The sequence below is a fragment of the Streptomyces deccanensis genome (genome assembly GCF_022385335.1).
Classification (GTDB): Bacteria; Actinomycetota; Actinomycetes; order Streptomycetales; family Streptomycetaceae; genus Streptomyces; species Streptomyces deccanensis.
Window position 1 is genome coordinate 1,636,802 of sequence record NZ_CP092431.1, and the last position, 21,659, is coordinate 1,658,460.

24 protein-coding genes and 1 riboswitch are annotated in these 21,659 nt (G+C 71.9%); of the genes, 16 read left to right on the forward strand and 8 right to left on the reverse strand.

Translation table 11 applies throughout. The features are described 5' to 3' along the window. Nucleotide 1 precedes the first annotated feature (1 nt). Both L3078_RS07260 and L3078_RS07265 read right to left on the reverse strand, forming a co-directional pair. Nucleotides 2-304 (reverse strand): urease subunit gamma, encoded by a 303-nt coding sequence (locus L3078_RS07260; RefSeq protein WP_045562427.1) that lies wholly within the window; start codon nt 302-304, stop codon nt 2-4. Nucleotides 305-482: 178 nt separating this feature from the next. Next, nucleotides 483-1,112, reverse strand: a complete 630-nt coding sequence (locus L3078_RS07265) for a TetR/AcrR family transcriptional regulator (protein WP_239752208.1) — start codon at nt 1,110-1,112, stop codon at nt 483-485. Between the two features lie 101 nt (nt 1,113-1,213). Here L3078_RS07265 and L3078_RS07270 point away from each other — a divergent pair, with 101 nt between their 5' ends. Further along, nucleotides 1,214-2,296, forward strand: a complete 1,083-nt coding sequence (locus L3078_RS07270; protein WP_239752209.1) for an ABC transporter permease — start codon at nt 1,214-1,216, stop codon at nt 2,294-2,296. Between the two features lie 132 nt (nt 2,297-2,428). On the opposite strand, the gene L3078_RS07275 is transcribed toward L3078_RS07270, so the two are convergent. Next, nucleotides 2,429-2,707, reverse strand: coding sequence for a type II toxin-antitoxin system Phd/YefM family antitoxin (locus L3078_RS07275; RefSeq protein ID WP_239752210.1), 279 nt, complete (start codon nt 2,705-2,707; stop codon nt 2,429-2,431). Nucleotides 2,708-2,904: 197 nt separating this feature from the next. Between L3078_RS07275 and L3078_RS07280 the strand changes: the two genes are divergently transcribed. The 4 genes from L3078_RS07280 (at nt 2,905) to L3078_RS07295 (ending at nt 5,527) form a co-directional block, all read left to right on the forward strand. Beyond that, on the forward strand, nt 2,905-3,546 hold the full coding sequence (locus L3078_RS07280) for an ATP-dependent Clp protease proteolytic subunit (RefSeq protein WP_239752211.1): 642 nt from the start codon (nt 2,905-2,907) through the stop codon (nt 3,544-3,546). A gap of 7 nt (nt 3,547-3,553) precedes the next feature. After that, complete coding sequence (locus tag L3078_RS07285; RefSeq protein WP_239752212.1) at nt 3,554-3,871, forward strand: hypothetical protein; 318 nt, start codon at nt 3,554-3,556, stop codon at nt 3,869-3,871. A 382-nt stretch (nt 3,872-4,253) separates the two neighbouring features. Beyond that, nucleotides 4,254-4,424: riboswitch (cyclic di-AMP (ydaO/yuaA leader) on the forward strand. A gap of 3 nt (nt 4,425-4,427) precedes the next feature. Continuing rightward, on the forward strand, nt 4,428-4,901 hold the full coding sequence (locus L3078_RS07290) for a C40 family peptidase (protein ID WP_045562372.1): 474 nt from the start codon (nt 4,428-4,430) through the stop codon (nt 4,899-4,901). 77 nt (nt 4,902-4,978) lie between these two features. Continuing rightward, nucleotides 4,979-5,527, forward strand: coding sequence for a DUF6328 family protein (locus tag L3078_RS07295; protein WP_239752213.1), 549 nt, complete (start codon nt 4,979-4,981; stop codon nt 5,525-5,527). Here the strand turns inward: L3078_RS07295 and L3078_RS07300 are convergent. Then, nucleotides 5,499-5,957, reverse strand: coding sequence for an ATP-binding protein (locus L3078_RS07300; RefSeq protein WP_239752214.1), 459 nt, complete (start codon nt 5,955-5,957; stop codon nt 5,499-5,501). The two genes, L3078_RS07295 and L3078_RS07300, sit on opposite strands and share 29 nt — an antisense overlap. Before the next feature lie 247 nt (nt 5,958-6,204). Here L3078_RS07300 and L3078_RS07305 point away from each other — a divergent pair, with 247 nt between their 5' ends. Continuing rightward, complete coding sequence (locus L3078_RS07305) at nt 6,205-7,065, forward strand: helix-turn-helix domain-containing protein (RefSeq protein WP_239752215.1); 861 nt, start codon at nt 6,205-6,207, stop codon at nt 7,063-7,065. Nucleotides 7,066-7,074: 9 nt separating this feature from the next. Beyond that, entirely contained in the window at nt 7,075-7,299 is a 225-nt protein-coding gene (locus L3078_RS07310) for a DUF397 domain-containing protein (RefSeq protein WP_239752216.1), read from the forward strand. Nucleotides 7,300-7,356: 57 nt separating this feature from the next. Here the strand turns inward: L3078_RS07310 and L3078_RS07315 are convergent, their stop codons facing one another. Further along, the gene (locus L3078_RS07315) at nt 7,357-8,487 is read right to left on the reverse strand and encodes an 8-amino-7-oxononanoate synthase (RefSeq protein ID WP_239752217.1); all 1,131 of its coding nucleotides are present in this window, start codon (nt 8,485-8,487) and stop codon (nt 7,357-7,359) included. Between the two features lie 197 nt (nt 8,488-8,684). On the opposite strand from L3078_RS07315, the gene bioB reads away from it, so the two are divergent. Genes bioB through bioD form a run of 3 tightly spaced genes read left to right on the forward strand, consistent with a single transcriptional unit; the run spans nt 8,685 to nt 11,977 of the window. Continuing rightward, nucleotides 8,685-9,935, forward strand: a complete 1,251-nt coding sequence (gene bioB / locus L3078_RS07320) for a biotin synthase BioB (RefSeq protein ID WP_239752218.1) — start codon at nt 8,685-8,687, stop codon at nt 9,933-9,935. 16 nt (nt 9,936-9,951) lie between these two features. Then, nucleotides 9,952-11,232, forward strand: a complete 1,281-nt coding sequence (locus tag L3078_RS07325) for an adenosylmethionine--8-amino-7-oxononanoate transaminase (RefSeq protein WP_420864045.1) — start codon at nt 9,952-9,954, stop codon at nt 11,230-11,232. A 19-nt stretch (nt 11,233-11,251) separates the two neighbouring features. Then, complete coding sequence (gene bioD / locus L3078_RS07330; RefSeq protein ID WP_239752220.1) at nt 11,252-11,977, forward strand: dethiobiotin synthase; 726 nt, start codon at nt 11,252-11,254, stop codon at nt 11,975-11,977. 108 nt (nt 11,978-12,085) lie between these two features. On the opposite strand, the gene L3078_RS07335 is transcribed toward bioD, so the two are convergent. Further along, entirely contained in the window at nt 12,086-14,302 is a 2,217-nt protein-coding gene (locus tag L3078_RS07335; RefSeq protein WP_239752221.1) for a helix-turn-helix transcriptional regulator, read from the reverse strand. A gap of 109 nt (nt 14,303-14,411) precedes the next feature. On the opposite strand from L3078_RS07335, the gene L3078_RS07340 reads away from it, so the two are divergent. Continuing rightward, complete coding sequence (locus tag L3078_RS07340) at nt 14,412-15,098, forward strand: esterase/lipase family protein (protein ID WP_239752222.1); 687 nt, start codon at nt 14,412-14,414, stop codon at nt 15,096-15,098. Nucleotides 15,099-15,207: 109 nt separating this feature from the next. Continuing rightward, nucleotides 15,208-15,894 carry a class I SAM-dependent methyltransferase gene (locus L3078_RS07345; RefSeq protein WP_239752223.1) on the forward strand — a complete coding sequence of 229 codons (687 nt, stop codon included), beginning with the start codon at nt 15,208-15,210 and terminating at the stop codon, nt 15,892-15,894. Here the strand turns inward: L3078_RS07345 and L3078_RS07350 are convergent. Beyond that, the gene (locus L3078_RS07350) at nt 15,863-16,237 is read right to left on the reverse strand and encodes a fic family toxin-antitoxin system, toxin component (RefSeq protein WP_239752224.1); all 375 of its coding nucleotides are present in this window, start codon (nt 16,235-16,237) and stop codon (nt 15,863-15,865) included. The genes L3078_RS07345 and L3078_RS07350 overlap by 32 nt on opposite strands. Nucleotides 16,238-16,241: 4 nt before the next feature. Continuing rightward, nucleotides 16,242-16,481, reverse strand: a complete 240-nt coding sequence (locus L3078_RS07355) for a toxin-antitoxin system HicB family antitoxin (RefSeq protein ID WP_184896821.1) — start codon at nt 16,479-16,481, stop codon at nt 16,242-16,244. 190 nt (nt 16,482-16,671) lie between these two features. Between L3078_RS07355 and L3078_RS07360 the strand changes: the two genes are divergently transcribed. From L3078_RS07360 to L3078_RS07375, 4 genes are all read left to right on the forward strand, one after another. Next, nucleotides 16,672-17,517, forward strand: a complete 846-nt coding sequence (locus tag L3078_RS07360; protein WP_239752225.1) for an ABC transporter ATP-binding protein — start codon at nt 16,672-16,674, stop codon at nt 17,515-17,517. Nucleotides 17,518-17,521: 4 nt separating this feature from the next. Then, the gene (locus L3078_RS07365; protein WP_239752226.1) at nt 17,522-20,092 is read left to right on the forward strand and encodes an ABC transporter permease; all 2,571 of its coding nucleotides are present in this window, start codon (nt 17,522-17,524) and stop codon (nt 20,090-20,092) included. A 50-nt stretch (nt 20,093-20,142) separates the two neighbouring features. Beyond that, nucleotides 20,143-21,024: an LLM class F420-dependent oxidoreductase gene (locus L3078_RS07370; protein ID WP_239752227.1), complete on the forward strand. Its 882-nt coding sequence runs from the start codon at nt 20,143-20,145 to the stop codon at nt 21,022-21,024. Nucleotides 21,025-21,091: 67 nt separating this feature from the next. Then, nucleotides 21,092-21,517 carry a GNAT family N-acetyltransferase gene (locus L3078_RS07375; protein ID WP_239752228.1) on the forward strand — a complete coding sequence of 142 codons (426 nt, stop codon included), beginning with the start codon at nt 21,092-21,094 and terminating at the stop codon, nt 21,515-21,517. The last annotated feature ends 142 nt before the right edge of the window (nt 21,518-21,659 follow it).

Genomic DNA, 21,659 nt, shown 5'->3' on the forward strand with positions numbered 1-21,659 from the left:
CTCAGACGATCGGGTCGTGGACGGTGACGAGCTTGGTGCCGTCCGGGAAGGTCGCCTCGACCTGGACGTCGTGGATCATCTCGGGGATGCCCTCCATGACGTCGTCCCGGGTGAGCAACTGCCGTCCGGACGCCATGAGTTCGGCCACCGTACGGCCGTCCCGCGCGCCTTCGAGGAGGTGCGCGGTGATGAGCGCGACGGCCTCGGGGTGGTTCAGCTTCAGGCCGCGGGCCCGGCGCTTCTCCGCCACGTCGGCCGCCACATGGATCAGCAGCCTCTCCTGCTCGTGCGGGGTCAGTTGCACGGCGTCCACCTCACATCCTCGCTCCGGACCGTGCGGGATCCGGTTGCCTCGCCACCGGGCAAATTCGCTGGTGGCGTGGCCGCAGGCTAATTGGGTGGCGTTTCGGCGACGTTAACCGGACCGTGATCCCCGCTCAGTCTCATCCGTCCCCGCCGTCCCCGCCGTCCCCTCAGCCCGCTCAGTCCCGGGCCTGCGGGTCCCCCATGCTCGTCAGCGCCTTCACACCCAGCTCGACCACCTGGATCGGCACGTCCCCGAAGAGCGCGTACTGGGCGGCGAATCCCTGGGCGAGCGCCACCATCGTGCGCGCGACGCTGACCGCGGGGATGTCGGCCCGCATCATGCCGGCGTCCTGGTACCCCTCGACGATCCTGATCCACGGCTTGCGGACCTGGGCGAAGCCGTCCGCCAGGATGGCGTGCAGCTCGGGATTGCGCAGCGTCTCGGCCCACACCTGCACCATCAGCCGCGGGTACAGGGACTCCCCCGCCTCCCCCAGCGACGGCTGCCGGTGCAGGATCCGGCGCAGGACCGCGCCGATCAGCACATCCGGCGGCGGAGGCGGGCCCTCGGCCGCGGCCTCCTCGAACGCCTCGCGCACCTCACCGAGGACCGTGCCGACGATCGCGGCGATCAGCTCCTCCTTGCCGCTGAAGTAGCGGTAGACCGCTCCGGCGGAGAGGTCGGCCTCCTTGAGCACGTCCTGCATGGACGTGGCGTGGAAGCCGTTGCGGGCGAAGCAGCGGGCGGCGGCGTCGAGGATCTGGCGGCGGCGAGCGTCCAGACGCTCCTGAGATACGCGGGGCATGCCGCCAAACGTAAAACGAACGTTCCTTCTTGACAAGCGCGACACCCAGGAGCATGGTGAAGTCAAGAAAAACGAACGATCCTTCTTTTTAGGGAGAACCCATGTCCGCCCCGTCCGCTGCACCCACCGCGGCCACCACACAGGCCACGCAGGCAACGCACGCCGGCCCGGCGACCCCGGCCCACTCGGTACCCCCCGGCCGCCGCATGGTGGCGATCATCGTCCTGATCCCGCTCGTCGCGGCGCTCGCGCTCTGGGCCTTCGCCTGGCCCAACGCCCGGACCGCACCCCGCGACCTGCCGCTCGGCGTGGCCGGACCGGCGACCGCCGTGGCCCAGGTCGAACGGCAGCTGGAGCAGCGGGACGGCGCGTTCGAGATCCACCGCTACGCCGACGAGGCGGCCGCGCGGGACGCGATCGAGGACCGGACCGTATACGGCGCGGTGGTCGTCACCCAGGCCGGGCCGAAGCTGCTCACCGCCTCGGCCGCGAGCCCGATGGTCGCCCAGTTGCTGCAGCAGGCCGTGACGCAGCAGGCCGCCGAGGAGGGCGTCCCGGTGACGACCACCGATGTGGTGGCCAGCCCGGCGAACGACCCTCGGGGCTCGGCCTTCGGTTCGAGCGTGCTGCCGCTGGCCCTGGCCGGTACGGCGTCCGGCGCCCTGGTCACCCTGCTCGGGCTGCGCCGGGGGCGTGCGGTCGGCGCGCTGGTCGGGGCCGCCGCACTGGTCGGGACCGCTGCCGCCGCCCTCGCCGACAGCTGGCTCGGGGTGCTCGGCGGTCACTGGTGGGCCGAGGCCGGTGTGCTGAGCCTGGCGACCCTGGCCGTCGGCGCCACCGTGGCCGGACTCGCCGCACTGCTGGGACGGGCGGGCCTCGGTCTCGGCGCCCTGCTGATCGTCTTTCTCGGCAACCCGTTCGCGGGCGCCTCCTCGGCACCCCAGATGCTCCCCGAGCCGGTGGGCGCCCTCGGCCAGCTCCTCCCGCCGGGTGCGGGCGCGTCACTCCTGCGCTCGGTCTCCTTCTTCGACGGCGCCGGCGCCCTGACCCCGGCCCTGGTGCTGACCGCGTGGGCCGGCCTCGGCCTCACGGCGGTCCTCCTGGGCGACCTGCGCGGGCGCCGCACCCCGCCCACCGAGCGGCCCACCCCTGAGCCGACGCCGGCCCCGACCGCCGCTCACTGACCACCGGCGACCGCTCCATCAGACCGGCCGTGCGCCCCCGCTGTAGCGGACGGGGGCGCACGGCCTTGGTGTCGGCGATCGAGCAGAGCGGTCTGTCGAGCAGAGCCGTCTACGGAGGCACTCGCCCCGGCGCTAAGAAGCCCCGGAGCCCCGATGCTCGGCCGCGATGCCGAAGCGCTGCTGTTCCCGGGAGGCGGGTGCGATCTCGTGGACTCGGGAGACGGCGCTGATCACCGGCTCGTCGGTCGGCTCCTGCAGGGCTTCGAGCTGCTCCAGGTCGGCTGCCGAGACGAGGGCGACGAGGGGCTTGCCGTGCCGCGTCACGACGACGCGCTCGCCGCCGTAGACCACGCGGTTGATCAGATCGGCGAGCTCAGCCCTGGCTTGCGTCACCGGAATCTCGTAGGCCATGGAGCCCAGCTTAGACCGGGCGCCTCGCACCGCCCTGAGCTCGCCGCCCCCCGCCGCTGGCCGCCGGTCACTGTCTACGGGTCTACGGGTCTACGGGTCTACGCAACCTCCACCCCGCACGTTCGGCCGATCCCCTCCTCCCCGGTACGTACGTCCTGTACATTTTTTACAGAAGTCGATCAGAGGAGGCGTGTCTCATGCCCGCGAACCGACCGTCGGCCCGTCAGATGCTGCCCGAGTTCACCGAGCGCACCAGTGCGGGTCACCGAACGATGGATCCGTACGCCAAGTTGCTGGAAGAACGGATCGTGTTCCTCGGGACGCAGATCGACGACACGTCGGCGAACGACGTGACGGCGCAGTTCATGCACCTGGAGCACCAGTCGCCGGACCGCGACATCTCGCTGTACATCAACTCCCCCGGCGGCTCGTTCAGCGCGATGACGGCCCTCTACGACACCATCCGCTTCGTCACCTGCGATGTGGAGACCATCTGTCTGGGACAGGCGGGTGCGGCCGCCGCGGTGCTGCTCGCGGCGGGCACGCCGGGCAAGCGGTTCATGCTGCCGGGCGCGCGGGTGCTGATCCACCAGCCGGCGGTGGCCGACCGGGTCGAGGGGCAGGCAAGCGATCTGGCCATCCAGGCCGAGGAGTTGACGCGCAACCGCCGGAGGCTGGAGGAGATGCTCGTCCGGCACACCGGACAGAGCCCGGAGCGGATCAGCGCGGACATCGAGCGGGACACGTTCCTCGACGCGGAGGCGGCGGTCGAGTACGGCCTGGCCGATCGGGTGATTCCGAGCCGCAGGACCTCGGGCACGCTCCCCGGCGCGAGGTGAGCCGCGGATGCTCCCACCCGAACTTCCGCCGTTGCCCGCGCTCACCCGCGCCGAGGCCGAGCTGATCGACCGTTACCTGGACGTGGTCGATCTGCTCGGCCGGATCAATCCGGCCCGACCGGGCGACACCTACCGCGGGTTGCGCGCGGCGCAGGCGCTCGTCGCCAAGGCGACCGCCCTGCGCGACGCACTCGAACTGATGCACAAGCGTGGGGAGCACGAGGTGCACGCCCCGACGCTCGCGCGCGCCCTGCGGGTCCTGGACGGCGAGCGGCGGGTGGGGCGGGTGGCGCTGCCTCCGGAGCCGGAGGACTCACCCGCCTGAACGCGTCTGAACCGATCCCGGGTCGCTCGCCGTACTACTGACGGGGCGTCCGGTCCAGGTTTCGCACCGTCCGGACGGCCTACCGCGATCGACCCATCGGCCCATACGTCGTGAGGACCTGTGAAGTTGCGCAACATGCCTGGTACCGGGCCGGAATATGCCATTCCGGTGCTGGTGCGGACCTCCTCGACGGGCTGGACACAACAGCTGAAAATGGTCTGTCCACCCGAACGGGCGAGTGGTGAGTAAGACCACAAATCCCCGGTTCCGTTGGGATTTTCGGACTTCTGTGCGCCAAGATCCCTTCCTGACGACAAGCCCCCGCCGCAGCGGCGGGGCGATCCGGGTGGACGCCGAGTCCTGCCGCCGCCCGGATGACCGGTCGACAGAAGTGCATCGGCAGGAGTGGAGGACCCAAGCACGACGGGTCGCCGGAACGGTCACGCCACGACCGCGCCGAGCAGCCCTTGGGGTGAAGCCGCGTCAGCGGCCGGGCAACTTCGCCAGCCCGAATCCGACAGGTCATCCTTCACAGGCGGCTGACGAAGGGTTGCGCATGACTGCGCTGAATCGTGTCCCGTCGCTGTTGACCCGGGCCGGCACGGCCTCGGCTCTGACCATCGCCGCTGTCAGCGGCAGCATCGTGGTCCCGGGCGCCGCATCCGGCGCCGAGGCCGCCACGGTGGCGTCGAAGGCACTCAAGGTCGCGGCTTCCAAGAAGGGCTCCCCTTACAAGTACGGCGCCGTGGGCCCGAGCAGGTTCGACTGCTCAGGGCTGACGCTCTACTCGTTCAAGAAGGCGGGCAAGAAGCTGCCCCGTACTGCTCAGCAGCAGTACAACAAGACGAAGCACATCTCCGCGAGCAGCCGCAAGCTCGGAGACCTCGTCTTCTTCCACTCGGGCTCGAACGTCTACCACGTCGGTATCTACGCGGGGAAGGGAAAGATCTGGCACTCGCCGAAGACGGGTGACGTCGTCCGGCTGCAGAAGCTGTGGACGAAGAACGTCTGGTACGGCCGGGTCCGCTGACCCACCGTCGGGGGCGGCGGAGCTCTCCGCCGCCCCCGACGGGCGTGCGACCGGCGGTTTTGGATACCCGTTCGACCATGGCCGAAGAACGCACCCGTCCCGCACGCAACGAGACCCCCCTCGAACGCGCCGACCGCAATTTCTCCGAGCTGCTCCAGGAGTTGCGCGTCACCCAGACCGGGGTGCAGATCCTCTTCGCGTTCCTGTTGACATTGGCCTTCACCCCGCGCTTCCCGGACCTGGACTCCTTCCAGCGCGCCACCTACGTCGTCACCCTGCTGCTCGCGGTCCTCGCGGCGACCCTCTTCACCGCCCCGGCCGCCCTGCACCGCTCCCTCTTCCAGCAGAACGCCAAGCCCCTCATCGTCCAGGTGTCGTCTCGGCTGGCCACCGCAGGCCTGATCGTGCTGATGCCGGCCTTCACCGGCTCCGTCCTGCTCGTCGTGGACGTGACGCTCGGCCGGAAGGCCGGGATGGCCGCCGGGGCCGGCACCTTCCTCGTCTGCCTGCTCCTGTGGGCCGCGCTCCCGAAACTGGTGGTCCGCTTCTCCGACCACGCCGACTCGACGGCACAGCCGGCCACGGACGAGGGCCCCGTCAGGGTTCCTGCGGACCGCCCGCGCTGACCGGCCGCACCGGGACCGTCCACGGCAGTTCGATCGCCACCGTCTTGCCACCCTCCCGGGTGGGTCTGACGCTGAGCCTGCCGCCGCACTCGGCGGTCAGCCAGCGGATGATGACCATGCCCCGGCCGTTGTCCTGCTGGACGGCGGCCGGCAGTCGTTTCGGAAAGCGTGGATGGCTGTCGGTGACGCCGATGCGCAGGCGCTCGTCCCGGTCGAGGGCGAGGTCCACGGTGAAGGTGGGCGACTGCCCGAGGGTGTGCTGGACGGCGTTGGTGGCGAGTTCGGACACGATCAGGCGCACGGTGTCGGCGATGTCGGTGTCGCCCGGCAGGCCCCATTCGGCGAGCACGCCGGCGACGTAGTTCCGGGCCGTGGACACCGAGGCGGGATCGCTCGGCAGAGTGACGGATGCTTCCAGGTGATCTGCCATGGCGAGGCGTCCCTTTCCCACGGGACCGGTGTCCGACAGGGAGCGGATGGTTCGACTACGGTCCCGGACTGGTGCTTCGCGCCAGACTGCCACTACCTGGGCTGTCACGGGTGGCGATCCACCAAGATATGCATATATCTGTCGCTCGAAGCGGTGAACTATCCGACGGCCGACCGTATTTGGGTGAGGGTTTCGTCCATCCTCTGTCGTCACCCCGACTTCGCGCGCCGGGCGGAAGGAGAATCCCATGCAGTACGGTCCGGCGGTGCGCCGCCGCAAGCTCGGTGCCGAGTTGCGTGTCCTGCGCACCCGTTCCGCGCTCACCAGTATCGAGGCGGCCCATCGGGTGGGCTGGCACCAGTCCAAGGTGAGTCGGATCGAGACGGGCGCCAGCGGCGTGAAGCCCGCGGACGTACGCAAGCTGCTGGACGCGTACGGGGTCGCCGACACCGAGTTACGGGAGCTGCTCCTGGCGCTCGCGGGCTCCGAGGACGGCGGCGGGCGGCACAACTGGTGGCACGCCTATCGGGGCGTACTGCCGCCGACGTACCGGGACTTCATCAGCCTGGAGTCGCAGGCCGGGGGGATGCGGACGCTGGAGACCTCGGTGGTGCCGGGCCTGCTGCAGATCCCCGAGTACGCGCGGGAGGTGACCCGGGCCGCGGTGGAGGGGCTGGAAGACGACAAACTCGACGCGCTCGTGGAAGTGCGGCTCGCGCGGCAGGAGGTCCTGCGGGGGAACCCGCCGCTGAAGCTGAGCGCCGTGCTCGACGAGGGCGTTCTCCGACGTGAGGTGGGCGGTCCCGAGATCATGGCCCGCCAGCTGGGCCGGCTCGTCGAGGCGGCTCGCCTTCCGCAGGTGCGACTGCAGGTGCTGCCGTTCACTGCCGGGGCGCACATCGGCCTCACGGGCCCTTTCGTAATTTTCTCATTTAGGAGCACATCTGATCTGGACGTGGTTGTTCTCGACCACTTGACGAGTAGCCTCTACCTCGAACGGAAAGAAGACCTCAAGGCGTATGTCGAGGCCTTCAACGCCCTTCAGATCCACGCCCTTTCGCCCGAGGACTCGTTGGATTACATCGCCGGGCTAGCCGCCGGCGCGTAAGGAGGCACCATGTCCGCACTGCCTCGGAACGTACCCACCAGTACCGCACTACGCGGAGTGCGATGGCTGCGCAGCAGTCGCAGCACCGGAATGAACAACTGCGTGGAGACGGCCCGTCCCACGTCCGGCCGCTGGGCCGGCCTGGTGGCCGTACGCGATTCGAAGAACACGGCGGGGCCCGCCCTGCTGTTCGACCCCGACGCCTGGGAGGGATTCATCACCACGCTGCGGTGACCCCCACCGACGGCGTTCGCACTTCCGCTTACGGCGACGCACGGCCCTGACGCCGACTCACGGTCGCGTATCGCCGATGATCCCCACAGCCCGGTCGATCTGCTCCCGTGTGAGATCCGCGCGGGCGGTCAGCCTCAGCCGGGACACGCCGTCCGGCACGGACGGGGGGCGGAAACAGCCGACGGCGAGACCCGCCGCACGGCAGTCGGCCGCCCACCGCACCGCCTGATCCGGGGACGGCGCGCGTACGGAGACCACGGCGGCGTCGGGCCGCACCGCTTCATGGCCCGACGCCGTCAGCCGTGTGTGCAGCTCCCGCGCCACCTCACGGGCGCGTGCGGCGCGCTCCGGCTCACGGCGCAGCAGCCGGAGCGCGGCGAGCGCCGCGCCGGTCGCCGCCGGGGCGAGTCCGGTGTCGAAGATGAACGTCCGGGCCGCGTTGACCAGGTGGTCGATGACCTTGGCCGGGCCGAGGACGGCACCCCCCTGGCTGCCCAGCGACTTCGACAGCGTGACCGTCACGACCACGTCGGGGTCGCCCGCGAGCCCCGCCGCGTGGGGCGCGCCCCGGCCGCCGTCGCCGAGGACCCCGAGCCCGTGCGCGTCGTCCACCACGAGCCCGGCGCCGAACTCACGGCAGGCGGCCGCGAGGGAGGCCAGCGGGGCGGCGTCGCCGTCGACGGAGAACACCGTGTCGGAGACGGCGACGGCAGGCACCCCGCCGCCCGTGGCCAGGGCCTTGCGGACCGCCTCCGGGTCGGCGTGCGCCACGACCTGGGTGGTGCCCCGGGCCAGCCGGCAGCCGTCGATGAGGGACGCGTGGTTGCCCGCGTCCGAGACGATCAGGGAGCCGTGCGGGGCGAGCGCGGTGACGGCGGCGAGGTTGGCCGCGTAGCCGGAGGAGAAGACGAGGGCGGCCTCGAAGCCGCAGAAGTCGGCGAGTTCACGCTCCAGCTCGCCGTGCAGCTCGGTGGTGCCGGTGACGAGCCGGGAGCCGGTGGCGCCACCGCCCCAGCGGCGCGCGGCCTCGGCGGCGCCCTCGGTGATCTCGGGGTGCCGGGCCAGACCCAGGTAGTCGTTGCTCGCGAGGTCGAGGAGCGGCGAGTCGGCGGGCCGGGGGCGCAGGGTCCGTACCAGCCCGGCCCGGCGGCGCGCGGAGGCCTGCTCGTCGATCCAGCCGAACGCCATGGGTCCTCCGGGGTGGTGTGGGCAGCCCGCGGCGCCGCGCCGTCGTGGACGGCACGGCGCGGGCTTTTGTAGGCAGTGCACAGACACTAACGGCCGGACCAGCCGCCCACGATGTGGCAATACCCACACGTCGATCGCACTCTGTTGTCCGAACCATCCTTGGCCGGGAGCGGTCCCGTAGGACAGGATCGGCTCTCATGGACCTGCTGAACACGCTGGTGGACAAGGGGCTGCGGCGCGAGCCGCTGAGCCGTGCCGAGGCGCTCGCCGTCCTCGGCACCTCCGACGACGAGCTGTTGGACGTGGTGGCCGCGGCCGGGAAGGTACGCCGGCACTGGTTCGGGCGCCGGGTGAAACTGAACTATCTGGTCAACCTCAAGTCCGGCCTCTGTCCCGAGGACTGCTCCTACTGCTCCCAGCGGCTCGGCTCGACCGCGGGCATCCTCAAGTACACCTGGCTCAAGCCCCACGAGGCCTCCGAGGCCGCCGCGGCCGGGCTCGCCGGGGGCGCCAAGCGGGTCTGTCTGGTGGCGTCCGGGCGCGGCCCGACCGACCGGGACGTCGACCGGGTCTCCGACACCATCAAGGCGATCAAGGACCAGAACGAGGGCGTCGAGGTGTGCGCCTGCCTCGGTCTGCTCTCCGACGGCCAGGCGGAGCGGCTGCGCGAGGCGGGCGCGGACGCCTACAACCACAACCTGAACACGTCCGAGGCGACGTACGGCGAGATCACGACGACGCACACGTACGCCGACCGGGTGGACACGGTGCAGAAGGCGCACGCGGCGGGTCTTTCGGCCTGCTCGGGTCTGATCGCCGGTATGGGCGAGAGCGACGAGGACCTGGTCGACGTGGTCTTCTCGCTGCGCGAACTGGACCCGGACTCCGTGCCGGTGAACTTCCTGATCCCGTTCGAGGGCACGCCGCTCGCCAAGGAGTGGAACCTGACCCCGCAGCGCTGTCTGCGGATCCTGGCGATGGTGCGGTTCGTCTGCCCGGACGCCGAGGTGCGGATCGCGGGCGGCCGCGAGGTCCATCTGCGCACGATGCAGCCGCTCGCCCTGCACCTGGCCAACTCGATCTTCCTCGGGGACTACCTCACCAGTGAGGGTCAGGCGGGCAAGGCCGACCTGGAGATGATCGCGGACGCCGGGTTCGAGGTCGAGGGCGCCGACCAGGTGACGCTGCCGGAGCACCGGGCGACCGTGACCGCCGGTGGGGGCTGCGGGTCCGGGGAGAGCGCGGGGTGCGGTTCGCACGCCGGGGGCGGCTGCGGGTCGCACGAGAGCGAGGGCGCGGGCGCGGGTTGTGGGTCGCACGCGGGGGGTGGGGTGTGCGGTTCCGCCGCATCGGCCCCGGCCGCCGCGACTCCGGCCGGCGAGGCCCGTACGGATCTGGTGGCCGTACGCCGCCGGGGCGCCGGTACCGACCTCGCGCCCAATGCCTGAGCTGAACGGTCCGGGCGTGCCCGAACTGAGCGTGCCCGAGCTGGTGGAGCTGGACCGGCGGCATGTGTGGCACCCGTACGGGCCCATGCCGGGCCGGCAGGAACCGCTCGTCGTGGAGTCGGCGAGCGGGGTCCGGCTGAAGCTCGCCGACGGCTCGGGCGAGCTGGTCGACGGCATGTCGTCGTGGTGGTCGGCGATCCACGGCTACAACCACCCCGTCCTGAACGAGGCGGCGCGGGAGCAGCTCGGCCGGATGAGCCACGTCATGTTCGGCGGGCTCACCCATGAGCCCGCCGTGCGGCTGGCGAAGCACCTTGTCGACATGTCGCCCGAGGGTCTGGAGCATGTGTTCCTCGCCGACTCGGGGTCGGTGTCCGTCGAGGTCGCGGTCAAGATGTGTTTGCAGTACTGGCGTTCGCTGGGCCGCCCCGGCAAGCGGCGGCTGCTGACCTGGCGCGGCGGCTACCACGGCGACACCTGGCAGCCGATGTCGGTGTGCGACCCCGAGGGCGGGATGCACGAGCTGTGGCAGGGCGTCCTGCCCCGGCAGGTGTTCGTGGACGCGCCGCCGGCCGAGTACGAGGAGTCGTACGCGGAGGCGCTGCGTTCGACGATCGAGCGGCACGCGGACGAGCTGGCGGCCGTGATCGTGGAGCCCGTGGTCCAGGGCGCGGGCGGGATGCGCTTCCACTCCCCCGCCTACCTGCGGGTGCTGCGCGAGGCGTGCGACGCGCATGACGTGCTGCTGGTGTTCGACGAGATCGCCACCGGGTTCGGGCGTACGGGAGCGTTGTTCGCGGCGGACCACGCGGCCGTCACGCCGGACGTGATGTGTGTCGGCAAGGCGCTGACCGGCGGTTATCTGACCCTGGCGGCGGCGTTGTGCACCGCGCGGGTGGCCGACGGGATCTCGCGGGGCGAGGTGCCGGTGCTGGCCCATGGGCCCACCTTCATGGGCAACCCACTGGCGGCGGCCGTCGCCTGTGCCTCGATCGAGCTGCTGCTGGGCCAGGACTGGCTCGCGGAGGTCAAGCGGATCGAGACGGGGCTGCGGGAGGGCCTGGCGCCGGTCGGCGAGGTGCCCGGGGTGACGGACGTACGGGTTCTCGGCGCGATCGGTGTGGTGCAGCTCGACCACGCGGTGGACATGCGGGCGGCCACGGAGGCCGCCGTGCGCGAGGGCGTGTGGCTGCGGCCGTTCCGCGACCTGGTCTACACGATGCCGCCGTACGTCACGGGCGACGAGGACGTGGCACGGATCGCGCGCGCGGTGTGCGCGGCGGCCACGGCGGGATGACGGAACGGAAGAGGACGATATGACGGTCCTGGTGGTCACGGGGACGGGCACGGAGGTCGGCAAGACGGTCACCACGGCGGCGGTCGCGGCGGTGGCCGTGGCGTCCGGCCGCTCGGTGGCCGTGCTGAAGCCCGCGCAGACGGGCGTACGGCCGGACGAGCGCGGCGACGCGGACGAGGTGGCCCGGCTCGCCGGTGCCGTCACCGTCCGCGAACTCGCCCGCTATCCGGAGCCGTTGGCCCCGGCGACCGCCGCGCGCCGCTCGGGTCTGCCGCCGGTGCACCCGGAGGACGTCGCCGAGGCCGCGGCCAAGCTGGCGACCGACCACGACCTGGTGCTGGTCGAGGGCGCGGGCGGGCTCCTCGTCCGCTTCGACGAGGCGGGCGGCACGCTGGCGGACACGGCGCGGCTGTTGGGGGCGCCGGTGCTGCTGGTCGCCTCGGCCGGGCTGGGCACGCTGAACACGACCGAGCTGACGGCCCGCGAACTCGCCGTCCGGGAGGTGGAGTTGGCGGGCGTCGTCATCGGCAGCTGGCCGGGGGCACCGGATCTGGCGTCGCGGTGCAACCTGACGGACCTGCCGGTGGTGGCGGGGGCACCGCTGCTGGGTGCGGTGCCTGCGGGGTCGGGGGCGTTGGCTCCGATCGACTTCCGGGCGGCGGCGGGTAGTTGGCTGGCACCGGATCTGGGAGGCGCATGGGATGGCGCCGCATTCATCGCACACCACGGCCCCACTGCACACTGATGGCCGGCCCGCGCCCCGTCAGGGGCGCGGGGCTGTGCCGATATGCGGCTCCGCCGCGTGGGCGCGACCAGCCACGACGAACCCGCAGCCGACACGAACCAGCACCCCCTACGGCGCCGACTGCTCCCCCAACAGCCGCACCAGCTCGATCCTCGACCTGATCCCCAACCGCGAGAACACGCCCCGCAGATGGTGGTCGATCGTGCGCGGGCTCAGCAGCAGCCGCGCGGCGATCTCCCTGTTCGTGGCGCCCTCCGCCGCCATGCGGGCGATCAGCAGTTGCTGGGCGGTGAGGCGGGCGGCGAGATCCTCGGTGCCGGGCGCGGCGGAGGCTCGCTCTCCCAGAGCCCTGAGTTCCGCGCGGGCCTGGGACGCGCAGTGCGGGGAGCCGAAGTGGTCGAAGGCCTCCAGCGCGCTGTGCAGGCGGTCGCGGGCCTCGGTGCGGTTGCGGAGCCGCCGCAGGGCGCTGCCGAACAGCAGTTCCGTACGGGCGCGTTCGAAGTCGCGGGTGCCGGAGGCGTGCAGGTCGAGGGCGGCCCGGTAGTGCTCGACGGCCTCCTCGCCGGTCGCGAGGAGGGCCCGGCACCGGGCGCTGAGCGCGAGGTCGTCGGCGCTGCGGACGGTACGGGCCCAGCGGTCGTAGTCGGCGTGCGCGGCGACGGCGACCCGGGTGTCGCCGGTACGGACGGCGGCTTCGACGTAGTGCGGGGTGGCGAGGTGCCGGATGGCCCGGTGCCCGTGCCCGGGGCCGAAGCCCGCGAGGGCGCGCAGCCGGGCGGCCGAGGCCGCGTACCGGCCGGTGCTCAGGTCGAGGAAGGCGAGCGCGAACATGGCGAGCGCGGCGGGCAGTCCGAGGCCGCGTTCGAGGGCGTACGCGCGGGCGGACTCGGCGCGCTGGCGGCACACCTCCTCGTCGCCGGTGATGGCGGCGAACATCGCGAGGGCGGCTTGGAGGTGGCAGGCCCCGTTGTCCTGCCCGGTGGCGTACGCCTGGCGCAGGGCGTCCACGGCGGCGGCCTCGGCGGCCTTGGGGCGCCCCGTCCAGAACTCGGCGTAGGCCCGGAACTCCATGGCCTGCGGCACGGTGACCGTCTCGCCGCGGGCCCGGGCGGAGGCGGCGGCGCGGGCGGTGGCGGTGAAGGCGCGGGTGTGGTCGCCGAGGAGGAGGGCGGCGATCCCGGAGTGGATGAGCTGGGTGGGGTCGCCGCCGGGACCGCAGCGCCCTGCGGCGGCTTCGAGGACGTCCCTGGCGTCGTCGTAGCGTCCCTCGAACGCGGCGGCGAGGGCGCCGAGGGTGCTGGGCGGCAGGATGCCGAGCCCGTCGGCGACGGCGGCGGCCTCGCGGCACCGGCGGAGGTCCCCGGTGTAGATGGCGGCCTCGGTGGCTCGTGCCAGCAGATGGGCGGCCCGGTCCGAGGTGTGGTCGCCGACGTGCCGGACGGTGGCGGTGAGCAGGGCGTCGAACGCCTCGGCGGCGTTGCCGGCGCGCAGGGCGAGCAGTCCGCCGAGGGCGTCGTCGTCGGTGGCGGCGACGAGGCGGCGGGCCCGGTCGCCGTCGCCGGACTGCCAGGCCTCGGCGGCGGCCTGGGCCAGCAGGGGCGCGCGTTCGGCCGGTTCGGGGGTGAGGCCGGCGGCGCGTTCGGCGAGGGCGGAGGCGAGGGTCGGGTCGCCGATGGCACGTGCCACCCGTGCCGCGAGACGGAGTTCGGCGGCGAGGCGGCGGCTGGGTCCGAGGGCGGCGGCGGCCCGGTGCCAGGACCGGCCGGGTCGCTCGCCCTCGCCGTTGAGGACGGCGGCGAGGAGGCGGTGGGCTTCGCGCCGGTCGGCCATGGAGGCGGACTCGTAGACGGCGACGCGGGTCCAGGCGTCCCGGAAGACGATGCCCTGGGCCGTGGTGTGCGCGAGGCCCGCCGCCTCCGCCGTGTCGAGGGGGCGGGTGTCGAGCCCGGCGGCGGTGACGGCGCGCGCGTAGGCGTGGGTCGGCACGGGGTACTGGTCGGCGGCGGCAAGGAGCAGCAGGAAGCGGGTGTCGTCGGGCAGGGCCCGTACCGCCCGTCGATGGGTCCGCAGCAGGGCGGGGGCCAGCGCCAGGGGCTCGGCGGGGAGCGGGTCGAGGCCCGTGAGCTGGCGCCGGGTGAGGGCGGCGGCGAGTTCGGCGGCGGCCCGGGGGTCGCCGTGGGCGGCGTGCAGCAGGCGTACGCGCACGCCTTCGGACAGCGTGGGCACGGTGGCCGACGCTGTGTTCGGGCTCGGCCACACGTGGGTGGGGGGCGGTGGCGAGCGATGCGGAAGTTGTGGGGGGTTCACCGGAGTCACCACGCTCATCACGTTACTTGCGAGTTAACCGGCCAGTAAAGACCGGCGATTTCGCCGATGCGGCGCGCGTAGACCCCGCTGACACTCCTGACGAACCCCACCCGTTTCAGGAGGCACCATGCATCGCCGCATGCGCCGTATCGCCACGGCTCTCGCGACCGTGACCAGCACGCTCCTTCTGTCGCTCACCTTCTCGGCGTCCTCCGCCCAGGCCGCCACCCACAACCCGGTCGTCTTCGTACACGGACTGAGCAGTTCGTCCAGCAGTTGGGACGACTGGGTCGCGTACTTCAAGGCGGACGGCTACACCGCCTCGGAACTGCACTCCTGGTCCTACGACTGGGGCCAGTCCAACGCCACCACGGCGGCCCAGCTGAAGACCAAGATCGACAGTGTGCGCGCCTCCACGGGCGCCGCGAAGGTCGACGTGGTGGTGCACTCCATGGGCGCGCTCAGCTCCCGTTACTACCTGAAGAACCTCGGCGGGACGGCGTACGTGGACGACTTCGTCGCCACGGCCGGTGTGAACCACGGGACGACCGTCGCCGGTTGGTGCCGGTGGCTCTACACGTCCTGCGGCGAGATGTACACCGGCAGCTCGTTCCTGACCTCGCTGAACTCCGGTGACGAGACGCCGGGCAGTGTGTCCTACGCAAGCTACTGGTCGAACTGCGACGACGCGCTCACCCCGGACACCACCGCGATCCTCAGCGGCGCGACGAACGTCGAGGTCGGCTGCGTCTCGCACAACGAGATGAACAACGACCAGGGCGTGTACCAGCAGGTCCGCGACTTCATCGCCTGACCCCTCCCCCACCCGTCGCACAGTCGTTCCCCACGGCAGTGCGACGGGTGAGCCGGTGCTTCCCGGGGGAGAATCGCGGTATCCGCACCGCCCTCTTCGGGAGGTCCTCATGGCCCGCGCCCGCGCCGCGAAGGACGCCGTGCACCACCCCCTCTTCGCCCGGTTCTACGCCCGACTGAGCGTGTCGGCGGAGCCGAGAATCGGTCCGCTGCGCGACGAGTTGCTCGCCGGGCTGTCGGGGCGCGTCATCGAGATCGGGGCCGGCAACGGCCTGAACTTCGCCCGCTACCCCGGCACCGTCTCCGAGGTGGTGGCGATCGAACCCGAGCACGCGCTGCGGCGGCTGGCCCTGGAGGCCGCCCTGCGCGCCGAGGTGCCGGTGGACGTGGTGCCGGGCGCGGCGGAGGCGCTGCCCGTCAAGAGCGAGGCGTTCGACGCGGCCGTCGTGTCGCTGGTGCTGTGCAGTGTGCGGGACGTACGGCGCTCGCTGAGCGAGGTGCGCCGGGTACTGCGCCCGGGTGGTGAGCTGCGGTTCTTCGAGCACGGCCGGGGCGGTGGACGGGCCATGCGAACGGCCCAGCAAGCCCTGGACGCCTCGGTGTGGCCGCTGCTCTTCGGCGGCTGCCATGTCTCGCGCGACCCGGTCGAGGCGCTCCGGGCCACCGGGTTCGAGGTCGGGGAGGTCCGGGAGCTTCTGGTGCCCGAGCAGGGGCCACGGCTGCCCAGTTCCTACTGTGTGCTGGGCCGGGCGCGGCGGCCCGGACTCACTGACTCCACTGGCGCAGCTCCCGCGTGATCTCGTGCACGCCGGCCTCGCCGCTCTTGACCAGTCTGGCCAGTTCGCGCACCTGCTCGGCGGAGGTGACGACCTTGACGCCGCTGGCCACGAGGTAGCCGTAGGCGACGGCGCAGGCGAACAGCGCGTTGGAGCGCTCCAACGCCGGTACGTGCAGGAGGAGTTGCAGCAGGGCGGCGGCCCGGGCGTGCGGGGTGTCGTAGACGGCGACGTCGAAGATCTGGGCCTCGTGCCGGGCGACGGCCGCGACGAGGGCGCCCCAGTCGGTGACCTGGGGATCGCCGGGCGTCTTGCGTTCGGCGACCATCAGGAGCCAGGCGAGGTCGATGCGGAGCTGACTCAAGGGATCAGTGACGTCCCTCGCGCCCGTTCTCGGGCTCGGTGCCGAACTCCTCGGCGAAGACCGCCTCGTACTGCTTCATGAAGTCGGCGGCGGACTCGACGAAGGTGTGGCCCGCCTCGCCGGTGTCCTGCCTGACCAGCTCCTCGATGTACCGGTTCACACTCATCCCGCGCTCCAGGGCTCGCTCTCGGGCAGCTCGGGCCGTGTCCTCGTCCACCCGCACGTTCAGCTGGGTCTTGGCCATACCTCGACGCTAGCGCCGAAGTGCTAGCGGAGGCAAGGGCGCCCATGAGTGCCCCTTACACCGATCACGGGAACCCGACCTGCGACGGAGACGGTCTCGACCCTCGGGGGGATTTCGGCTGTGCCCTGGGTCACACTAGGCTCGGCCGAGAACGCCCGGAATTCGAACTGGTTCGAGCCTGGAGGCCGTTTTGTCCACTGCTGCCGCTGAGCACACCCTCGGCCGCGCGGAAGCCGACGGCATCGCCGCCCGTGCCCGGGGCCTGACGAAGGCGTACGGCTCTGGCGAGACGACGGTGCTCGCCCTCGACTCGGTCGACGTGGACATCGCGCGCGGCCGCTTCACCGCCGTCATGGGCCCCTCGGGCTCGGGCAAGTCCACGCTGATGCACTGTCTGGCCGGGCTCGACACCGTCTCGGCGGGACAGGTGTGGCTCGGGGACACCGAGATCACCGGACTCAAGGAGCGCGACCTGACCCGGCTGCGCCGGGACCGGATCGGGTTCATGTTCCAGTCCTTCAACCTGATCCCCACTCTGAACGCGGCCGAGAACATCACCCTGCCCATGGACATCGCGGGCAAGAAGCCCGACGAGAAGTGGCTGGACCAGGTCATCGACACCCTCGGACTGCGGGACCGGCTGAAGCACCGGCCCGCCCAGCTCTCCGGCGGCCAGCAGCAGCGTGTCGCCTGCGCCCGCGCGCTCGCCTCCCGGCCCGAACTGATCTTCGCCGACGAGCCCACCGGCAACCTCGACTCCCGCGCCGGGCTCGAAGTGCTCGGCTTCCTGCGCGAGGCGGTGGACCAGCTGGGCCAGACCGTGGTCATGGTCACCCACGACCCCGGTGCGGCCGCCCACTCCGACCTGGTGCTCTTCCTCGCGGACGGGCGGATCGTGGACCGGATGGAGCGCCCCTCCGCCGAGGCGGTCCTGGAGCGCATGAAGCGCTTCGACACCGCCCGGGGGGCCTTCGCGCCCGAGAGCACGCCCACCACCGGGGCGGGCACCGGGGCCACCGACGCCGCCGAGGACTGAGACCGTGCTCAAGGCGACCCTGCGGAGTTTCCTGGCACACAAGGGGCGGCTGCTGCTCTCGGCGCTCGCGGTGATCCTCTCCGTGGCGTTCGTCGCGGGCAGTCTGATCTTCTCGGACACGGTCACCCGTACCTTCGACCGGCTCTTCGCCTCCACCTCCGCCGATGTGACGGTGGGCCCCAAGGACGACGAGCTGGAGGGCCAGTTGCCGACCGGGGCGGTGGAGACGGTGCCGGCCTCGCTCGCCGAGCGGATCGCGGGCATCGACGGCGTCGCGGAGGCCCACGTCGACGCGTCCGTGGAGAACGTCACGGTCGTCGACAGCGAGAACGAGTCGGTGGGACCCACGACGGGCGCCCCCACCATCGCCACCGGCTGGCACCCCACCGACCGCAGCCCGGTGAAGCTGACCAGCGGGCACGCGCCGGAGGGTCCCGGCCAGGCGCTGCTCGACGCGGACACCGCCGAGAACAAGGACGTGCGGATCGGCGACACCCTGACGGTCCTGGCCGGGCCGGGCTCCTTCGAGGTGAAGGTCGTCGGCATCGCCACCTTCACCACCACCAATCCCGGCTCCGCGCTCGTCTTCCTCGACACCCGGGTCGCGCAGACCGAGCTGCTCGGGGATCCCGACGCCGCCACCGGCATCTCGGTGACCGCCGATCCCGGGGTCGGCGACGAGGTGCTCGAGCGGCGGATCGCCGAGGCGCTGGGGCCGTCGGCGTACACGTACGAGACCGCCGACGAGCAGGCCGAGTCGGCGGCCGCCTCCCTCGGCGGATTCCTCGACGTCATCAAGTACGTGATGCTCGGCTTCGCCGGGATCGCGACGCTCGTCGGGATGTTCCTCATCGTCAACACGTTCTCGATGCTGATCGCCCAACGCACCCGTGAGCTGGGCCTGTTGCGTGCGCTGGGAGCCGACCGGCGGCAGGTGCGGCGATCGGTGCTGACCGAGGCGGCGCTGCTCGGGCTGGTCGGGTCGACGCTCGGCCTCGCCGCCGGCATCGGGCTGGCCTTCGGCCTGATCGCGCTCATGGGCGCCTTCGGGATGAACCTGAAGTCGACCGAGATGGTGATCGGCGTGGGGACGCCCGTCGCGGCCTATGTCGTCGGGCTCGGCGTCACCTTCGTGGCCGCCTATCTGCCGGCGCGGCGGGCGTCGGCCGTGTCGCCGATGGCGGCGCTCGCGGACGCCGAGATCGCCGGGGTCGGACGGCCGCTGAAGGTGCGCGCGGTGGTCGGCGGAGCCGTCGGGGCTGCCGGTGCCGCCGCGCTCGTGGGGTGCGCGGTGTCGTCGGACACCGGGTCGGCGGCCTCCCTGCTCGGCCTCGGCGTGGTCCTCACCCTCGTCGCGACGGTCATCGCGGGACCGCTCCTCGTACGGCCGGTCATCCGGGTCCTGGGCGGGGCGTTCCCCGCGCTGTTCGGCTCCGTGGGCCGGATGAGCCAGCGCAACGCCCTGCGCAACCCACGCCGGACCGGGGCCACCGCCGCCGCGTTGATGGTGGGGATCGCGCTGGTCGGCGGCATGTCCGTGGCGAGCGCGTCGATGACGAAGTCTTTCGACCAGGAGATCGACAAGACCCTCGGTGCCGACTTCGTCGTCCAGAACCAGAACTTCCTGCCGTTCCCGCAGGAGGTCACCGACCGGATCCGCGCCACCGACGGCGTAGGCCTCGTGGTGCGGCAGCGGTTCACCCCGGTCGCGGTACGGCTGCCGGACGGTGAACGGATCGAGACGACCGCCGCGGCCTACGACGGGCGGCTCGACGAGGTCGCGAACGTCACCTACGCCCAGGGCGACAGCGCGGCCGCCCTCGCGGACGGCGCCATCGCCATGGACGTCGACTTCGCGCGGGAGCACGACGTGACGGTCGGCGACACGCTCCCGGTGCGGTTCCCCGCCGGGAAGAACGCCGAGCTGAAGGTGGCAGCGCTCACCGACCAGGACACCGCCGACGGCTTCGGGATGCGGGGCGGGCTGTTCTTCGGCATGGGCACCATCGAGACCCAGGTGCCCGACGGGCAGGACTCGGCCCTGTACGTGAACACCGGCTCCGGCGCGGACGCCGACGAGCTGCGCGCGAATTTGGAGAGGACGCTGGAGGCGTATCCGCAGGTGCAGGTCCGTGACCAGGCCGACTACAAGGAGCTGGTGCGGGGCCAGATCGCCGTCCTGCTCTACCTGGTCTACGCGTTGCTCGGCCTCGCGATCGTCATCGCGGTGCTCGGTGTGGTCAACACCCTCGCCCTGTCGGTGGTGGAGCGCACCCGGGAGATCGGACTGCTGCGCGCGATCGGGCTGGCCAGGCGGCAGTTGCGGCGGATGATCCGGCTGGAGTCGGTGGTGATCGCCGTCTTCGGTGCCGTCCTCGGGCTCGCGCTGGGGCTGGTCTGGGGCGTGTGCGTGCAGCAGATCCTGGCGCTCCAGGGGATGAAGGCGCTGGCGATCCCGTGGGGCACGGTCGTCGCCGTCGTGATCGGCTCAGCGGTCGTGGGCGTGGTCGCGGCCCTGCTGCCGGCGCTGCGGGCATCGCGGATGAACGTGCTGGCGGCCATCGCGCACGAATGATGTACTCGCCGGTGTGCCCGACTCAAGTCCCTTTCGAGTGAGGAGAGTTCATGCCGCGCCCGTTCCGTTTCGGAGTCAATCTGCTCAGCCCCACGTCGGGCGGGGAGTGGCGCGCGAAGTGCCGCCGCGCCGAACAGCTCGGCTACGACGTGATCCTGGTCCCCGACCATCTGGGCATGCCGGCCCCGTTCCCGTCCCTGGTGGCCGCGGCGGAGGCGACCGAGCGGCCCCGGCTCGGCACGTTCGTGCTCAACGCGGGTTTCTGGAACCCGACGCTGCTCGCCCGTGAGGTCGCCACCACGGACGCGCTGACCGGGGGGCGGCTGGAGCTGGGACTCGGCACCGGGTACGTGGAGGCCGAGCACGAGACGGCGGGGCTGCCGTGGGGGTCGCCTGGCGAGCGGGTCGACCATCTGCTGCGCACGGTCGAGGAGTTGGACCGGCTCCTCGGTTCCGCCGACTACCAACCCCGCCCCGCGCAGCGGCCCCGGGTGCCGCTGCTGATCGGCGCCAACGGTGACCGGATGCTGCGCCTCACCGCCGAGCACGCGGACATCGCGGCGTTCACGGGCGCGCGGACGGTCGCGGGCGGGAAGCTGGAACCGCTGACCGCCGAGGAGCTGGACGAACGGGTGGGCCGGTACCAGGAGTTCGCCGCCGGGCGGAAGGAACCCGCCGAACTCAACCTGCTGATCCAGATCGTCGAACTGACCGAGGACCGGGCCGCCGCCGTGCGGCCGTGGCTCGGCCACCTGCCGAACCTGACCGAGGAACAGGTCCTGCAACTGCCGCTGGTCCTGGTGGGGACCCTGGACGAGATCGTCGCCCAGGTCCTGTCCCAGCGAGAACGGTACGGCTTCTCGTATCTGACCGTCCTGGAACCGAACATGGAGATCTTCGCGAAGGTCATCGAGGCACTCCAGGGCAGGTGACCCCGTCCGGCCCGTCCGGATCCTGGAATTCCCGGTCGCGGTCCGGCGCTCGTGATCGGATCCGCTCATGACCGATCTGCGCATACGGGCCGCGACGCCCGACGATCTCGACGCCGTGCTCGCCTTCTGGAAGGTGGCCGCCGAGGGGACGAGCATCAGTGACGACCGGGAGGGGGTCGAACGGCTGGTGGCCCGCGACCCCGAGACACTGATCCTCGCCGAGCTGGACGGCGAACTGGTGGGCACTGTGATCGCCGGCTTCGACGGCTGGCGGTGCCATCTGTACCGGCTCGCGGTGCACCCCGGGCGGCGCCGCAGGGGCATCGGTTCGGCGCTGCTCGCCGCGGCCGAGGAGCGGTTCGTACGGCTCGGCGGGCGGCGCGGCGACGCGATGGTGCTCGTCCGCAACGAGACGGCCCAGCATGCCTGGCGGGCGGCGGGGTACGCGCCGGAGGAGAAGTGGCGGCGCTGGGTGAAGCCGCTCGGAGACTGACCGTCGCGCACCGCTCGATCACGCGGTGAGGGAACCGGGGAACGTGTGACCGACACGCCTTTGCCGATCCTTTACCATGGGTGGACCCGTCAACCTCTACGGAAAGGTTGTGAGCGTCCGCCCATGGGCGAGCCTCCCAGTA

Bases quoted from the DNA above. Each gene is read 5' to 3' on its own strand.
- L3078_RS07305 (WP_239752215.1), top strand. From the start codon at position 6,205: ATGCAGTACGGTCCGGCGGTGCGCCGCCGCAAGCTCGGTGCCGAGTTG.
- bioB (WP_239752218.1), top strand. From the start codon at position 8,685: ATGGACCTGCTGAACACGCTGGTGGACAAGGGGCTGCGGCGCGAGCCG.
- L3078_RS07370 (WP_239752227.1), top strand. From the start codon at position 20,143: ATGCCGCGCCCGTTCCGTTTCGGAGTCAATCTGCTCAGCCCCACGTCG.
- L3078_RS07340 (WP_239752222.1), top strand. From the start codon at position 14,412: ATGCATCGCCGCATGCGCCGTATCGCCACGGCTCTCGCGACCGTGACC.
- L3078_RS07270 (WP_239752209.1), top strand. From the start codon at position 1,214: ATGTCCGCCCCGTCCGCTGCACCCACCGCGGCCACCACACAGGCCACG.
- L3078_RS07375 (WP_239752228.1), top strand. From the start codon at position 21,092: ATGACCGATCTGCGCATACGGGCCGCGACGCCCGACGATCTCGACGCC.
- L3078_RS07335 (WP_239752221.1), bottom strand. From the start codon at position 14,302: ATGAGCGTGGTGACTCCGGTGAACCCCCCACAACTTCCGCATCGCTCG.
- L3078_RS07280 (WP_239752211.1), top strand. From the start codon at position 2,905: ATGCCCGCGAACCGACCGTCGGCCCGTCAGATGCTGCCCGAGTTCACC.
- L3078_RS07310 (WP_239752216.1), top strand. From the start codon at position 7,075: ATGTCCGCACTGCCTCGGAACGTACCCACCAGTACCGCACTACGCGGA.
- L3078_RS07275 (WP_239752210.1), bottom strand. From the start codon at position 2,707: ATGGCCTACGAGATTCCGGTGACGCAAGCCAGGGCTGAGCTCGCCGAT.
- bioD (WP_239752220.1), top strand. From the start codon at position 11,252: ATGACGGTCCTGGTGGTCACGGGGACGGGCACGGAGGTCGGCAAGACG.
- L3078_RS07345 (WP_239752223.1), top strand. From the start codon at position 15,208: ATGGCCCGCGCCCGCGCCGCGAAGGACGCCGTGCACCACCCCCTCTTC.
- L3078_RS07300 (WP_239752214.1), bottom strand. From the start codon at position 5,957: ATGGCAGATCACCTGGAAGCATCCGTCACTCTGCCGAGCGATCCCGCC.
- L3078_RS07295 (WP_239752213.1), top strand. From the start codon at position 4,979: ATGGCCGAAGAACGCACCCGTCCCGCACGCAACGAGACCCCCCTCGAA.
- L3078_RS07265 (WP_239752208.1), bottom strand. From the start codon at position 1,112: ATGCCCCGCGTATCTCAGGAGCGTCTGGACGCTCGCCGCCGCCAGATC.
- L3078_RS07355 (WP_184896821.1), bottom strand. From the start codon at position 16,481: ATGGCCAAGACCCAGCTGAACGTGCGGGTGGACGAGGACACGGCCCGA.
- L3078_RS07290 (WP_045562372.1), top strand. From the start codon at position 4,428: ATGACTGCGCTGAATCGTGTCCCGTCGCTGTTGACCCGGGCCGGCACG.
- L3078_RS07315 (WP_239752217.1), bottom strand. From the start codon at position 8,487: ATGGCGTTCGGCTGGATCGACGAGCAGGCCTCCGCGCGCCGCCGGGCC.
- L3078_RS07285 (WP_239752212.1), top strand. From the start codon at position 3,554: ATGCTCCCACCCGAACTTCCGCCGTTGCCCGCGCTCACCCGCGCCGAG.